This window comes from Streptomyces sp. 7N604 (assembly GCF_052245475.1).
Taxonomy (GTDB): domain Bacteria; phylum Actinomycetota; class Actinomycetes; order Streptomycetales; family Streptomycetaceae; genus Streptomyces.
On record NZ_JBQQBX010000006.1, the window covers coordinates 140,995 to 154,437 of the forward strand.

Genomic DNA, 13,443 nt, shown 5'->3' on the forward strand with positions numbered 1-13,443 from the left:
ACTTCCGCAAGGAGCACGCCATGCCACCCGCAGCCCGCACCGGTGACCCCACCAACCACGGCGGTGTGATCGCCACTCCGCCGCCCGGCGCCGCCCAGGCGGTGGCGCGTGTGCTGATCGGCGGCCGTCCCGCCGCCGTCGTGGGCAGTCAGCACACCTGCCCGATGCCACCGCACCCGGCCCTGGGACCGGGCAATGTGATCGTGCCCAACCCGGCGGCGGTCACTGCGGGCACGGTCCTCATCGGCGGGGTGCCGGCCGCGCGGGCACGCGATCAAACCACCTGTGGCGCGATGATCCTGACCGGCGCCCCGAACGTCCTGATCGGGGGTGTGTGATGAGCGAACGGTTCATCGGGCGCGGATGGGCGTTCCCGCTGCGGGTCGGGCCGACCGGCGGGATCGGCATGGTCGAACGGGAGCGGGAGATCGAGGAGGCGATCCGCCTGGTGCTCGGCACCGCGCCCGGAGAGCGCCCCATGCGCCCCGAGTTCGGCTGTGGAATCCACGACTACGTCTTCGCCCCCGGCGACGGCGACACCGCCGGACGTGTGGCGCAGCAGGTGCGTGAGGCCCTGGAGCGGTGGGAGCCGCGCATCGCGGTGGAGGAGGTGGTCGTCGCCTTCGACGCCGTCGAGGCCGGGACCCTCTACATCGATGTGCACTACACCGTGCGTTCCACCAACGACCGGCGCAACCTGGTCTTTCCCTTCTACACGATCCCCTCCGACGAGGGGGCCGAGGAATTGGTCGCTGGCTGATGGCCCTGCCCTCCCCCAACCTGGACGACCGGCGGTTCCAGCAACTCGTCGACGAGGCGAAGCGATATGTGCAGCAGCGCGCCCCGGAGTGGACCGACCACAATGTCTCCGACCCGGGTGTCACCCTGATCGAGACGTTCGCCTATCTCGTGGACCAGCTGCTGTACCGGCTGAACCGGGTCCCGGACAAGAACTACTCCGCGTTCCTCGACCTGTTGGGAATCCGGCTGTTCCCACCGGCCGCGGCCGGAGCCGAGGTCGACTTCTGGCTGTCGGCGCCGCAGCCGGACACGGTGGTGCTGCCCGCGGGCACCGAGGTGACCACCGCGCGCGGCGAGGAGTCCGAGGATCCCGTGGTGTTCACCACCACGGACGAACTGCGGATCGTGCCCAGCGAGTTGATACGTCTGGTCACCGCGCCCCATACCGGGGAGCAGACCGACCACACCACGACGCTCGCCGAGGGCCGCGACGTACCGTGCTTCCAGGCGGCGCCGGAGCCGGGCGACGCGTTGCTGTTCGGCCTGCCGACGGCGGTGCCGCGCTGTGGGGTGGCGGTGCGTCTGGACAGCCGGGTGGAAGGCATCGGTGTGGACCCGCGCCAGCCCCCGCTGGTGTGGGAGGCGTGGGACGGCGGCCGCTGGCAGCCGTGCGAGACCGGCACGGACACCACTGGCGGGCTGAACCGGCCCGGTGAGGTCATCGTCCACATCCCGGCCGGTCATACGGCGTCGGTGATCGGCGGGACCCGGGCCGGGTGGCTGCGCTGCCGTGTCACCGAGGCGGAGCCCGGCCAGCCCTTCTACTCGGAGTCCCCGACGGTGCGCGAGGCGGCGGTGTTCACCGTGGGCGGCACCATGTCGGTCGAGCACGCCGAGACCGTGACCAATGTGCCGCTGGGTACCTCGGAGGGTGTCGCGGGGCAGACGTTCCGGCTCGGCCGCCCGCCGGTCCTCCTCGACGGTGAGCCCCCGGTGGTGGAGGTGTCCTCGGCCGAGGGGTGGCGCCGTTGGGAGGTGGTGGAGCACTTCGGCCGCTCCGGGCCCTCCGATCAGCATGTCCGCGTGGACGCCACGACCGGTGAGTTCATCTTCCCCCCGGCGCTGCGCGAGCCGGACGGCACACTCCGGCAGTGCGGCGCCGTACCGCCCAAGGGTGCCCAGGTGCGGGTGGCCCGCTACCGCACCGGCGGCGGCCCGGCGGGCAATGTGGCCCGCGGCGCCATCTCCGTGCTGCGCAGTTCCGTTCCGTACGTGGCGCAGGTCGCCAACCGGGAGGCGGCTCGCGGCGGTGTCGCCGGTGAGACCGTCGACAACGCCAAGCTGCGGGCGCCGGACGCGCTGCGGATGCAGGAGCGCGCGGTGACCGCCGAGGACTACGAGATCATCAGCCGGCAGGCGGCACCCTCGGTGCGCCGGGTCCGCTGTCTGCCCGCCGCTGACCGTGCGGGCGCGGTACGGGTCCTGGTGGTGCCGGACGCGGTGGCGGACGAGGGCGACCGGCTCCGCTTCGAGCAACTGATCCCCTCGGAGCAGGTGCTCCGAGCGATCACCTCAAGCCTCGACGAGCGACGCCTGATCGGCACCCGTCTCGTCGTGGAGCCACCGGTCTACCAGGGCGTCACCGTGGTGGCCCGGCTCGCGGCGGCGCCGGGCGACACCGACCGGGTGCGCGAAGCGGCGCTTGCCGCGCTGTTCCGGCACCTCAACCCGCTGCACGGCGGGCCGGACGGCACCGGGTGGCCGTTCGGGCGTCCGGTGCAGTACGGCGAGGTGTTCGGTGTACTGCAACGCGCCACCGGCGACGCGCTGGTGGAGGAGATCCGGCTGTTCGCCGCCGATCCGATCACCGGGCGGCGCGGCGCGCCGTCGGACCGTATCGACGTGGCCGCAGGCGCCCTGGTCTTCTCCTACCAGCACCAGGTGGTCGTCACGGCTCTCGAGCCGGAGGCGCGGGGATGAGCCGCGCCGCCGTACCCGGTCTGCCGAGCAGACACCCCATCGGCGAGCAACTGCCCGCCCTGTACACCGACGACGACCTCGCGCAGCGGTTCACCTCCGGTCTCGACACCGTCCTCGCCCCGGTGTTCGCAACCCTCGACAATCTGCCCTCCTACCTCGACCCCCGGGTGACACCGACCGACTTTCTCACCTGGCTGGCGTCGTGGGTGGGCGCCTTCCACGATCCGCAGTGGCCCGTGGAGCTGCGACGTGAGGCGGTCGCCCGCGCGGTGGAGCTGCACCGGTGGCGCGGCACCAGGCGCGGCCTGGTCGAGGGCCTGTGGCTCGCGCTGGGCGTCCATGCCGAGGTGACCGGGGACGGTGGCGCGGTGTGGTCGAGCACCGCCGGTGCCGACCTGCCGCCGGATCCGCCCGCCGGGCCGCTGGTCCGGGTGTGGCCGGGCCGCGAGGCGCCGGTGGACGCGGACCGGGTCCACGAGATCGTCCGGGCCATGTGCCCGGTGCACACCGTCTGCCGGGTGGAGATCCTGCCCGGCCCGCGCACCGACGAAGGGAGGTGACGCCATGCCCGTGTGTTCCGCGTGCGGGGCGTCCAACGGTTCGACGGACGACTTCTGCGGCAACTGCGGTGCGTACGTGGGCTGGTCGGACAGCGGGCCGACACCGAGCACGCCCCGGCCCAGGACCCGGGAGCCATCGTCCCCGAGCACCCCCTCGGACCCCCCGCCGGCCTCGACGGACACCGGCCCCACGGACACCGGCCCCACGGACACCGGTCGGGTGCGCTCATCGCCTTCCGCGGACGAGTCCGCGTCCACCGCGCCTCCCTCCAGCGCCGCACCCGAGCCTCCCGGATCCGCACCGGCCTCTTCCGGCGCGGGGACCCCGCCGCCGCGTACCCCCACCACCCCCTCTGCTCCCGCCGGCGGGAACACACCGGCGCCCCGGACCCCCGCCACCTCCGAGGCAACGGCACCGGACCCCGTGCCCGTACAGCCCGCGAAGCGGGTGGCCGCACGCCCCGTCGTACGGCCCGCGGCGGTGGCGGACGATGTGGCGGGAGTGCCCTGCCCCGCCTGCGGCACAGCCAACCAGTCGGGCCGCCGTTTCTGCCGACGCTGTGCGACTCCGCTGAGCCCCACCGCGAAGCCCGACCCGCTCCCGTGGTGGCGGACGGTGTGGCCGTTCCGCCGCCGGGTGCGGGCGAGTTCGGGCCGTGGGGTGCGGCTCCTGGTGATCCTGGTCGTGGTGGCGGCTCTGTGCGTGGGCGGTTTCCTGCTGCTGCCCGCCGGACGCGCGCTGTTCGAGGACACCCGGGACAAACTGAGCAAGGCCAAGAGCGTGACCCCGGCGAACATCGAGGCGAGCGCCGAGTTCCCACGGCACCCGGCGAAGAACACCACGGACGATCTGAACAATCGCTACTGGGGCGCGCCCGGTGAGGGCGCTTCGGTCACCTACACCTTCCGCAAACCGTTCCGGCTGGTCGACCTGATCATCACCAACGGCGCGTCCGCGTCCCCGGAGGAGTACGCACGTCAGGGCCGCGCGCTCCAGCTGGACCTGGAGGTGACAACGCCGGACGGCACGGAGCACACCAAGAAGCTCACCCTCAGCGACAAGCCGGGCCCGCAGACGATCCCCATCGGGATCAGCAACGCCAAGACGGTACGTCTGGTCCTGCGCTCGGCCACCAGTCTGACTCCGGGCCGCCATCTGGCCCTGGCGGAGGTGGAGTTCTTCCAGCGAAGCTGAGGCGGCGCCACCCGGCGGTGGCGCGGAGACTCAGAGGGGAAATTCGACGGAGGAGACGCACTTGGTGTACTTCCGGAGAGGTTTGGCCGCCCATACCTGGGCGGACTTCCTGCGCTCCCAGGCCGACGCCCTCCTCGCCTGCGACTTCTTCGAAACCGTCACCCGGTCCGGAGCGCGCATGTACGTACTGGTCGCCATCGAGCTCGCCACCCGGCGCATCCACATTCTTGGAGCGACTGCGCACCCGACCGCCTCCTGGGTGACGCAGCCGCGAAGAACCTCGTCGTGGACCTTGACGACGCCGATTGTCGGACCAGCTTCCTGATCAGAGGACCGGGACGGGAAGCTTCCCGCCCTCTTCGACACCATCCCCGCTGATGCCGGCACCGAGGTCATACGCAGCGGCGTGCAGACAAGCCCGACTTCGGCGGGCGCGCCGAGATCGCGCTGGCCCGCGGACTGACGGAGGTCGGGCTCGGCCTGTGGCGCAGCGCCGTGGAGCGGCTGTCGGCGGCGGGCTCGGTGTACAGCGACGACCCCTGGATCGACCCATGGGCGCTTCAGATCCAGTCGGCGGCGGTGACGGCGCACGCGCACGCCAGCCGTCTCGAGCTGGTCGCGGAGCCGCTCGACCGGCTGCGGCAGGGGCTGCGAACCCTGCTCTCCGGTCCGTCCCGCTCGCCCATGGAGCTCCCTGTGTTCGGGACGGTGCTGCACGCCCTTGGCATGGCGGGGCTCGCATCCGGCGACGCCCGTGCCGTACGGATGATCGCGCTGGCCGAACGGCTGCGGGTGCTGCGCGAGTTCCATCCGACGATGTCGGCGGCCCGCGCCCGGCAGGCGGCCGAGGACGCCGACAGGGCGGCGTACGCCGACGCGGTGTCGGAGTACGCCGCCCTGGAGCGGGACGAGCTGCGGGAGGCAGCCCGCGCACTCATTTCGGGTCGCGGTTGAACAACGCCGTCGACCAGCGGTAGCCGAGCGCGGCCAGGCCGACGCACCAGACGATCGCGATCCACCAGTTGTTGCCGATCTCGGTGCCGAGCAGCAGGCCGCGCAGGGTCTCGATGGCCGGCGTGAACGGCTGGTACTCGGCGATCGGCTGGAACCAGCCCGGCATCGCGTCGGCCGGGACGAAGGCGCTCGAGATGAGCGGGAGGAGGATCAGCGGCATCGCGTTGTTGCTGGCCGCCTCGGCGTTCGGGCTGGCCAGGCCCATCCCGACCGCGATCCAGGTGAGCGCCAGGGCGAACAGCGCGAGCAGCCCGAACGCCGCCAGCCACTCCAGGGCCGTGGCGTCCGTGGACCTGAAGCCGATGGCCACGGCGACGGCGCCGACGAGGACCACGCTGGCGATCGACTGCAGCACGCTGCCGACGACGTGCCCGATGATCACAGAGCCGCGGTGGATCGCCATCGTGCGGAAGCGGGCGATGATGCCCTCGGTCATGTCCATGGAGACGGACACCGCGGCCCCGACCACGGTGCCGCCGATGGTCATCATCAGGATGCCCGGGACGATATAGGCGATGTACGCGGAGCCGTCCGCGCCGCCGCCACCGATGCCCGCGCTCATCACGTCGCCGAAGATGTAGACGAAGAGCAGCAGCAGGACGATCGGCGTGAGCAGCAGGTTCAGGGTGAGGGACGGGTAGCGCCGCGCGTGCAGCAGGTTGCGGCGCAGCATCGTGTTCAAGTCGCGTACGGCGAGGGAGAGGGCGCTCATCGGACAGCCTCCTTGGGCTGGTTGGGGACGTTGGTGCCGCCGGTCAGGGCGAAGAACACGTCGTCGAGGTCGGGGGTGTGCACGGTCAGCTCGTCCGCCTCGATGCCGGCCGAGTCCAGCCAGTCGAGGATGGAACGCAGCTCGCGCTGGCTGCCGTCGCTGGGGATCTGCAGCGACAGCGCCTCGTCGTCGCGGGTGACCTCGCGCAGGGCGACCGCGGCGGACTGGTACGCGACCGGGTCGGCGAACCGCAGCCGCACATGCCCGCCCGGGATGAGCCGCTTCAGCTCCTGGGCGCTCCCCTCGGCGGCGATCTTGCCGTCGCTCAGTACCGCGATGCGGTCGGCGAGCTCGTCGGCCTCTTCCAGGTACTGGGTGGTGAGGAAGACGGTGACGCCGCCGGAGACCAGCTCGCGGATGATCCCCCACATGGTGTGACGGCTGCGCGGGTCGAGGCCGGTGGTCGGCTCGTCGAGGAAGATGATCCGCGGGTCGCCGACCAGCGTCATGGCGATGTCGAGGCGGCGCTTCATGCCGCCGGAGTAGGTGGAGGCGGGCTTCTTCGCGGCCTCCACCAGGTCGAAGCGCTCCAGCAGTTCGGCGGCGGTGCGGCGGCCCTCGCGGCGGGAGAGGTGATGCAGGTCTGCCATGAGGAGCATGTTCTCCTCGCCGGTGATCAGGCCGTCGACGGCGGAGAACTGCCCGGTGACGCCGATCGCGGCCCGCACGGCCTGCGGGTCGGCAGCCAGGTCGTGGCCGCCGACGTGCAGGTCGCCTGCATCGGCGGTGATGAGGGTGGAGAGGATCTTGACGGCGGTGGTCTTCCCCGCCCCGTTCGGGCCGAGCAGGGAGAAGACGGTGCCGGCCGAAACCGCCAGGTCGATGCCGTCGAGGACCGTCTTGTCCCCGTAGGCCTTGCGCATCCCCTTGGCCGCGACGGCGAGAAAGTGCGATGTCATTGTCGTCATGCCGCAGAGGTTGCGGCAGGGCGCATTCAGCGCGGTTTCACGATGGTTTCAGCGCCCTGGAACCGGGCTTGCCTCGGGTAGCTGTGGAGCGCGGGCCCTCCGCAAGGAGTTCGCGGAGCTCGTGCACTGCCTCCCGGAGCCTGGCCGCGAAGGCGTGCATGCCGTCTGCCACCGCGAGCGGGGTGGACCGGTACACGTGGAAGCGGTCCGGCAGGAGCACGTACGCGATGCCGATGCAGCGGCTGCTGGTCGAGCCGAAGCCGAAGTACTGGATGTTCACGGACGGAGCCGAGCTGGTACTGAGGTAGTCGTCGCGCATGATCGTCCAGCCGGGCGAGCGGTACAGCGGCAGCTGTCCCGACCCGCCGAGCGCCGCCCCCGGCGCCGCTGGATCAGCTCCAGCTCCCACAGGTGCTGCTCCGGCGCAAGCCCGGCCTGGCACTCGTTCGCCCGCCGCACATGCGCCGCGGCAGCGGCCCGCAGCGCATCCCGCCGGTGCTCCGAAGAAGCGCCCGGGTCGTTCATCCCGCGACGAAGTCCCGCATCTCCGGCGTGATGACGCGCATCGCCTCCGTCTGCCTGTGCCGGAACTGCCGCGTGGCGATGCCCCCTGTCAAATCCTGCGTGTTGAACTTCGGGCCCTAGGCCCGGATCAGCTAGGCGCCTTCGCCGTGATGATCATGTTGGTGGGGAGTCTTGCGTCGAGGAGCCCAATCAACATGGCCTTCCCCTGGTCGCGGACCTGCGGGGCGATCCCTTGGGCGTGGTCGAGCTGGGCGATCATGTGACGGTAGTGGGGCAGTGTGCGGTCAGTGATGTCCTGGTACTCCACCGGCAGCAGGCCCGCATCCAGCAAGGCCGTGATGTAGGCGTCCAGGCGCATGAAGGGAGCGTTGAAGGACATGTGTCGGTATGCCTCGACGATGGCGCGTTCGGCTTCGGTGGGGGCCTGTATCTCGACGCGGTCGGTGGCAACGAGGCGGCCGCCGGGCTTGAGGACGCGGGCGATATGCCGGAAGGCGGTCGGGCGGTCGTTCATGTGGACAAGGGATTCGATGGCCATGACCGCATCGAAGGAGCGGAACGGGTAGGTCAGGTCTTCGCCGTCGCCCAGCTCGAAGACCACCTGGCCGTCTGCGCCGGCTTCGGCGGCACGGCGTTCGGCTTCGGCGATGAGAGCAGGGCTGGTGGCGATCGCGGTGACGTGAACGTCCATGGCCTTGGCCAGTCGGATGGCCGGGGCGCCGAGGCCGCATCCTATGTCCAGGACGCGGCCGCCGGGAAGCACGCCGAGGCGGGCGATGACGAGGTCGGTCATGCGGTCGGTGGCCTCGTCCAGGGAGCTGCTGTCATCGTCGTCATGCCAGTAGCCGACGTGGACGTTCGGCCCGGACAGGGCGGCGATCATGCTGGTGTTGTCATAGAACGTGGCGACTTGCTCTTTGCTGAAAACCTCGGCGCTGGTCAACGGGTGATTCCTTCGAGCATGGGGACGTTGGGGAAGTAGGTGTGGGTGGGCGTCAGGCGCAGCTCGCCGGTCAGGACGCCGTTCCATACGAAGCCGCGGCCGTGGTAGCGGGGGGCCATGAAAGACCAGCGATGGTTGGCGGCCCCGATATGCTGGAAGGTCTCAAGCAGCTGGATGAGGCCAGGGACGTCGGCGAGGCTGCAGCTGGTGATTTCGTTCCAGCAACGGACGGCGGTGTCCTGGCAGTCGTCGATCATGCGGGCGACGGTGTCGACGGCTTCTTGGAGGGTGGCGCCCTGGGAGCGGCGCAGTAGGCAGATGGCGTTGTTGTGATCGCCTCGGGCACATTCGGCGCGGAAGGACAACAGATCGTTGGGCAGATACCAATAGTCCATGATGGCGGCCCAATAGCGTTCGACCAGTTCGTGCTTGAGGGCGGTCTGGTCGATGTCGATGCCCAGGACGTATTGGGTGACGACGTGGTAGAAGACGGTCGCGGAGCTTCCGCCGGCGGCTCGCATGTGCATGTAGCTGTCCAGGTCGGTGACCTGGTGGCGGAGCAGATTGGTGGCTTCGTCGCCGATGGTGACGGTGGAGTAGTGGTCGAAGGCTTCCGCAAGGCGGGTGAAGCCTTCGGGGGTGGCTTTACCGGCGAAGCGGGTGATCAGGTCGCCGATGCTGTCCATCGCCCACGGCTGGTCGGGCGCCGGGCCGCCTTGAAGCATGGTCTTGAGGGAATCCAGGTAGCCGCGGACCGCATCTTCGCGCCGTTCGTCGCTGGTGTCAGGGCTGGTGCGCAGGCGGGCCACGTCGTTGTCGTGGAAGAACAACCAGTCAGTGAGGTTGCAGACATCTAGGACTTTTTCCGCCTCCAGTCGGTAGTACGACATACAGACGAACAGGGCGGAGAGGTTGTCGGCGAGGATCTGGTTCGCGGCCATGGGCTGACCGGGCAGGAGGCGAGTGCGGACCCACTGTTCATGCCGGGCCAGGATGTCGTAGTAGTCGGGGTGCAGGCCGCAGGTGAAGCGCTGCGAAACCGGCGGGAAGGTCACGCGGCTTTCCTCGCCTATGCCCGGGCACGGGGGAAGCGGAGCGGTCATTACTTGGTCTCCTCGGTTCGGGCGCGGGCGGTCAGGGCCAGGCCGTCGGGCTCCAGCAGGGCGCGGGGGCGGATTCGGACACGAGCCCCGGGGACCGGGGCAAGGCGCCAGGCAGGCAGGATCGTCGCGAGGGCGATTGTGGCTTCGGTGAGAGCGAAGTTGTTCCCGATGCACTGGTGCACCCCCGCCCCGAACGGCACATAGGCGCTTCGCGGGCGGCTGGTGCTGTTCTCCGGCAGCCACCGATCCGGGTCGAACGTGTCGGGGTCCGGGTAGAGGGTGGGGTCGCGGTGGATGGAGTATGGGCTGAAGAACACGTGCGTACCCGGGGGGATCACGTGCCCGCCCAACTCGGCCGCATCCTGGGTGATGCGGGGCAGCAGCCAGGCCGGCGGATACAGGCGCAGCACTTCGGTGACGATCCTGCCCAGGTACTCCAGGCGAGGAAGGTCCGCGGCCGTGACCGGTCGTCCCTCGAGGACGTCGCGGATCTCCACGCACGCCGTCTCGTCTGCCTTCCGGTCATGGGACAGCAGGTGGAGGGCCCAAGCCAGCGAGGTGGCCACGGTGGCGGAGCCGGCGGAGAAGAGGGTGACGACCTCGTCCCGCAGTTCCTTGGCAGACAGCGGATCGCCATGCTCGTCGCGCGCGCCCAGCAAAATGGTGAGGAAGTGCTCTTCTGGAGCGTCCTTGCGGGACCGGTGCACGGCGATCGCCTCGTCGGCGAAGGCGTGCAGGATCTGTTGCGCCCGGGTGAACCGTTGGTACTCCGGCGTGGGCAGCCGGTGCAGCCACATTGCGGGGGTGACGCTGCGCCATCCGATGCCTGCGGATGCGGTGGCGACCGCCCACACGATGCGCTCGGTCTTCTCCCTGGGGAAGCGGCCGGGGGAGAGCATGTTCCCGATGACGGACACCGCCAGGTGGAATAAGTCGTTCCAGACGTTCAGCCGGTCGCCGTCGCTCCACGGGCTGGTCATCTCCTCGGCGGCCTGTCGCATCACCGAGTGGTATTGCGGCATCCTGGCCCGGGAGAAAGCGGGCTGGATCAGGCGACGCTGACGCCGGTGGTAGGGGCCCTCGCTGATCGCCAGCCCGTTCCCGACGAACGCGCTGGACAGCTCGTACAGCGGGCCTTCCTTGAGGAACTCCTTCGGACGCGAGACCAGCATCTCCCGTACGAGGTCCGCGTCATTGATGATCCGCGCCCGCCACGGCCCGATCGTGAGGGCTGTCACGGCACCCAGAGGGCGTTGCGCGTTCAGGAACTCCAACGGTTTGAGGCCGAAGCCGAGGCCGTGCCCGACCAGCGGACGCTTCCCCGGCGCGACAGGGGTGGTCACCACAGTTCACCTCTCGAGATCAACAACAGAGGGGGTCAGGAGGTACGGGACGTTGCGGCATCAGCGATCCGCCGCAGCCGCCCGGCCGCGGCTGGGGACAGTGGCGCACCGTCCAGCACAGCCAGTGCCAACCTGCGCCGTTCCGTGATCATCGCCTCCAGGGCTCGGACCGCACCGGTCCCGGTGAGGATGTCCCGCACCTCATCCGCCTGTGCAGCGTCCAGGCCGGGGTCACCCAGGAACCTCACGAGACGCCGCCTGTCCGCACCGGACGCGTTCTCCCATGCGGTGGCGACCAGGACGGTGCGCTTCCCTTCCCGCAGATCATCCAGGGCCGGTTTCCCGGTCTCATCCGGATTCCCGAACACGCCGAGGAGATCGTCGCGGAGCTGGAACGCCTCACCGACCGCCGCCGCATACGTCGCCAGTGCCTCGTGCTGCTCGCGGCTCGCACCGGCCAGAAGGGCGCCGACCTGAAGGGGCCGTTCGAAGGTGTAGCGGACGGTCTTGTAGCGGATGACATGCCATGCGGTGTCCATGTCCGGCTGGCTGGGCTGCGTCGCGGAAGACAGGTCGAGGTACTGGCCGATCAGGGTCTCCGTGCGCATCGTGTTCAGGACATCCCACGGAAGCGCCCACCCCCCGGAATCGGAGTGGTGCAGAAGGTCGTAGGACCAGCCCAGGGCGAGATCCCCCAGCAAGATCCCACCGTTACGGCCGAGAGTGGCGCGGTCGCGGTGCCCCGGGTGTAAATGCTCCAGAGCGCGGTGCGCGGCCGGACGGCCCCGACGCATATCGGAGTTGTCCATAATGTCGTCATGGATCAGAGCGAAGGCATGGAAGAGCTCCAGTGACGCCGCCAGCCGGTACACCACTGCCGGCACCGGGGCGTCGGAGGCCGCCTGCCAGCCGGTCACACACAGCAGGGGGCGGATGCGCTTGCCCCCGGCGGAGATGATTTCCCGCAGCAGGGAAGTGAACATCTTCAGGTCTGCGGCCTGCGCCTGCTGCTCCTGAACGTCGAGGAAGTCGTGCAGCACCGCATCCACGGCATCACGTATGGCATCCTCTTCCGCGGCCTGGTTGATGACGGTCACCCGGCCTGGCCCCAACTCGCCCCCAGCGCCGCCGCCGCGCGCAGGCCTGCCAGGCAGCCCGCTTCGTGGAAGCCATTGCCGAACCATGAACCGGCGAAGGCCAGCCGGTCCGTGAACAAGGCCCCGAGCGCGCCCTGGGCGCGGACGCTTTCTGCTGTGAACAAGGGCACTTCATACCGGCGGCGCGCCACAACCCTGGTGGGGTCGATCGCATCCGTGGGATTGAAGCTCTTCACGTACCGCACACGGGTGTTCAGGCGCAGCGACTTTGTCACGTCCACGTGGCAGTTCGCGAACTCGGGTGAAGGATCCTGGCAGGTCACGTGCATTATCAGCGCACCCGTGCAGTCCGGGGCGGGCAGCACGCTCGTATCGGTGTGCAGAACGACGTCCACCATCACGAACCGGAACGCCCCCAAGGCGGCACGCTCGGCGTCCGTGACATCCAGCATCCGCAGGGCCTGACGTGGGTGAACAGCGAGAACAGCCTTGTCGAAGTGACCTCCGCCGTCGTGCGCGGTGCGGATCGTGACGCCCTCGCCGATGCGCCGTATGGAGCGAACTGGGGTGGACAGGCGCACATCGGGAAGGCGTTCGGCGATGCGGGCGGTGTAGGTACGGCTGCCGCCCTTGACCGTGTACCAGGAGTCCATGGCGGCCGGGCTCAGCAGCGGGGCCATGGAGGACGCCAGGTAGGAGACAGGCATCTGATCGAGTTCCGCCGCGCCCAGCAGGAACCACGGCCCGAACCTGGGGTAGAACCAGTGACGGATGAAGTACGGGGAGTACCCCTGGCGGGTGAGGAACGCGCCGACGGTGACGTCGGTGTCGTCCATCGCGGCGAGCTCGGCCAGTTCTTTTGTGAACCGCTGCCGGTCAGCGGTGAACGCCTGCCGCGCCTCCTCAGTGGCATCCTCGAGCTTGCCCAGCTCTCCGCCGGCGAGGGTGGTTCCGTTCCGGTCCGCGAACCGGCAGTCCTGGCATAGCGCATCGCTTGCTGAGACGACTGGCTGCCCCTCCACTCCCAGCTCCTGGAACAGGCGTGACAAGGCCGGGTAGGCCACGGTGCTGTAGCCGGTAAATCCGAGATCGACCGCAAGGTCGTCGTCGACCGTGACCGTCTCCGCGTTTCCTCCCAGACGGCCATTCGCCTCGAACAGCGTCACGTCGAAACGTTCCTGCAGGATGTAGGCGGCCGTTAGGCCGGAGATTCCCGCCCCCACTACCGCAACAGATAAACGTGACATCAGTAGTTACGTCCC

The 13,443-nt window shown here is 69.6% G+C and carries 14 protein-coding genes and 2 pseudogenes; 7 read left to right on the top strand and 9 right to left on the bottom strand.

Annotated features, from left to right (window positions below; genetic code table 11):
- The first annotated feature begins 20 nt into the window (after window positions 1-20).
- The 7 genes and pseudogenes from ACTWP8_RS08660 to ACTWP8_RS08690 all read left to right on the top strand — a co-directional run.
- Window positions 21-338: a PAAR domain-containing protein gene (locus ACTWP8_RS08660; protein ID WP_443321560.1), complete on the top strand. Its 318-nt coding sequence runs from the start codon at window positions 21-23 to the stop codon at window positions 336-338.
- Window positions 338-760: a GPW/gp25 family protein gene (locus ACTWP8_RS08665; protein WP_443321561.1), complete on the top strand. Its 423-nt coding sequence runs from the start codon at window positions 338-340 to the stop codon at window positions 758-760. Before ACTWP8_RS08660 ends, ACTWP8_RS08665 begins: the two co-directional genes overlap by 1 nt.
- Window positions 760-2,721, top strand: coding sequence for a putative baseplate assembly protein (locus tag ACTWP8_RS08670; protein WP_443321562.1), 1,962 nt, complete (start codon window positions 760-762; stop codon window positions 2,719-2,721). Before ACTWP8_RS08665 ends, ACTWP8_RS08670 begins: the two co-directional genes overlap by 1 nt.
- A complete protein-coding gene (locus ACTWP8_RS08675) occupies window positions 2,718-3,281 on the top strand; it encodes a phage tail protein (RefSeq protein WP_443321563.1) in 564 nt (187 codons plus the stop codon). Before ACTWP8_RS08670 ends, ACTWP8_RS08675 begins: the two co-directional genes overlap by 4 nt.
- A 424-nt stretch (window positions 3,282-3,705) precedes the next feature.
- A complete protein-coding gene (locus ACTWP8_RS08680; RefSeq protein ID WP_443321564.1) occupies window positions 3,706-4,476 on the top strand; it encodes an NADase-type glycan-binding domain-containing protein in 771 nt (256 codons plus the stop codon).
- A 61-nt stretch (window positions 4,477-4,537) separates the two neighbouring features.
- Complete coding sequence (locus ACTWP8_RS08685) at window positions 4,538-4,801, top strand: hypothetical protein (protein WP_443321565.1); 264 nt, start codon at window positions 4,538-4,540, stop codon at window positions 4,799-4,801.
- Window positions 4,802-4,893: 92 nt separating this feature from the next.
- Window positions 4,894-5,430 (top strand): annotated as a pseudogene (locus ACTWP8_RS08690) (AfsR/SARP family transcriptional regulator); the annotation flags it as partial.
- Here the strand turns inward: ACTWP8_RS08690 and ACTWP8_RS08695 are convergent.
- The 9 genes and pseudogenes from ACTWP8_RS08695 to ACTWP8_RS08735 form a co-directional block, all read right to left on the bottom strand.
- On the bottom strand, window positions 5,411-6,202 hold the full coding sequence (locus tag ACTWP8_RS08695) for an ABC transporter permease (RefSeq protein WP_443321566.1): 792 nt from the start codon (window positions 6,200-6,202) through the stop codon (window positions 5,411-5,413). The pseudogene ACTWP8_RS08690 and the gene ACTWP8_RS08695 overlap by 20 nt on opposite strands.
- Complete coding sequence (locus ACTWP8_RS08700) at window positions 6,199-7,170, bottom strand: ATP-binding cassette domain-containing protein (protein ID WP_443321567.1); 972 nt, start codon at window positions 7,168-7,170, stop codon at window positions 6,199-6,201. Before ACTWP8_RS08700 ends, ACTWP8_RS08695 begins: the two co-directional genes overlap by 4 nt.
- A 37-nt stretch (window positions 7,171-7,207) precedes the next feature.
- The gene (locus ACTWP8_RS08705; RefSeq protein WP_443321568.1) at window positions 7,208-7,579 is read right to left on the bottom strand and encodes a choline/carnitine O-acyltransferase; all 372 of its coding nucleotides are present in this window, start codon (window positions 7,577-7,579) and stop codon (window positions 7,208-7,210) included.
- A gap of 26 nt (window positions 7,580-7,605) precedes the next feature.
- A pseudogene (locus ACTWP8_RS08710) lies at window positions 7,606-7,695 on the bottom strand (hypothetical protein); the annotation flags it as partial.
- Window positions 7,696-7,822: 127 nt separating this feature from the next.
- On the bottom strand, window positions 7,823-8,638 hold the full coding sequence (locus ACTWP8_RS08715) for an SAM-dependent methyltransferase (protein ID WP_443321569.1): 816 nt from the start codon (window positions 8,636-8,638) through the stop codon (window positions 7,823-7,825).
- A complete protein-coding gene (locus ACTWP8_RS08720) occupies window positions 8,635-9,693 on the bottom strand; it encodes a terpene synthase family protein (RefSeq protein WP_443321570.1) in 1,059 nt (352 codons plus the stop codon). The genes ACTWP8_RS08715 and ACTWP8_RS08720 overlap by 4 nt, the downstream gene beginning before the upstream one ends.
- Before the next feature lie 47 nt (window positions 9,694-9,740).
- Window positions 9,741-11,084 (bottom strand): cytochrome P450, encoded by a 1,344-nt coding sequence (locus tag ACTWP8_RS08725; RefSeq protein ID WP_443321571.1) that lies wholly within the window; start codon window positions 11,082-11,084, stop codon window positions 9,741-9,743.
- Window positions 11,085-11,119: 35 nt separating this feature from the next.
- Entirely contained in the window at window positions 11,120-12,181 is a 1,062-nt protein-coding gene (locus ACTWP8_RS08730; protein WP_443321572.1) for a polyprenyl synthetase family protein, read from the bottom strand.
- Window positions 12,178-13,428, bottom strand: a complete 1,251-nt coding sequence (locus ACTWP8_RS08735; protein WP_443321573.1) for an FAD-dependent oxidoreductase — start codon at window positions 13,426-13,428, stop codon at window positions 12,178-12,180. Before ACTWP8_RS08735 ends, ACTWP8_RS08730 begins: the two co-directional genes overlap by 4 nt.
- Window positions 13,429-13,443 lie beyond the last annotated feature (15 nt).

Bases quoted from the DNA above. Each gene is read 5' to 3' on its own strand.
- ACTWP8_RS08670 (WP_443321562.1), top strand. From the start codon at position 760: ATGGCCCTGCCCTCCCCCAACCTGGACGACCGGCGGTTCCAGCAACTC.
- ACTWP8_RS08665 (WP_443321561.1), top strand. From the start codon at position 338: ATGAGCGAACGGTTCATCGGGCGCGGATGGGCGTTCCCGCTGCGGGTC.
- ACTWP8_RS08735 (WP_443321573.1), bottom strand. From the start codon at position 13,428: ATGTCACGTTTATCTGTTGCGGTAGTGGGGGCGGGAATCTCCGGCCTA.
- ACTWP8_RS08660 (WP_443321560.1), top strand. From the start codon at position 21: ATGCCACCCGCAGCCCGCACCGGTGACCCCACCAACCACGGCGGTGTG.
- ACTWP8_RS08700 (WP_443321567.1), bottom strand. From the start codon at position 7,170: ATGACGACAATGACATCGCACTTTCTCGCCGTCGCGGCCAAGGGGATG.
- ACTWP8_RS08675 (WP_443321563.1), top strand. From the start codon at position 2,718: ATGAGCCGCGCCGCCGTACCCGGTCTGCCGAGCAGACACCCCATCGGC.
- ACTWP8_RS08695 (WP_443321566.1), bottom strand. From the start codon at position 6,202: ATGAGCGCCCTCTCCCTCGCCGTACGCGACTTGAACACGATGCTGCGC.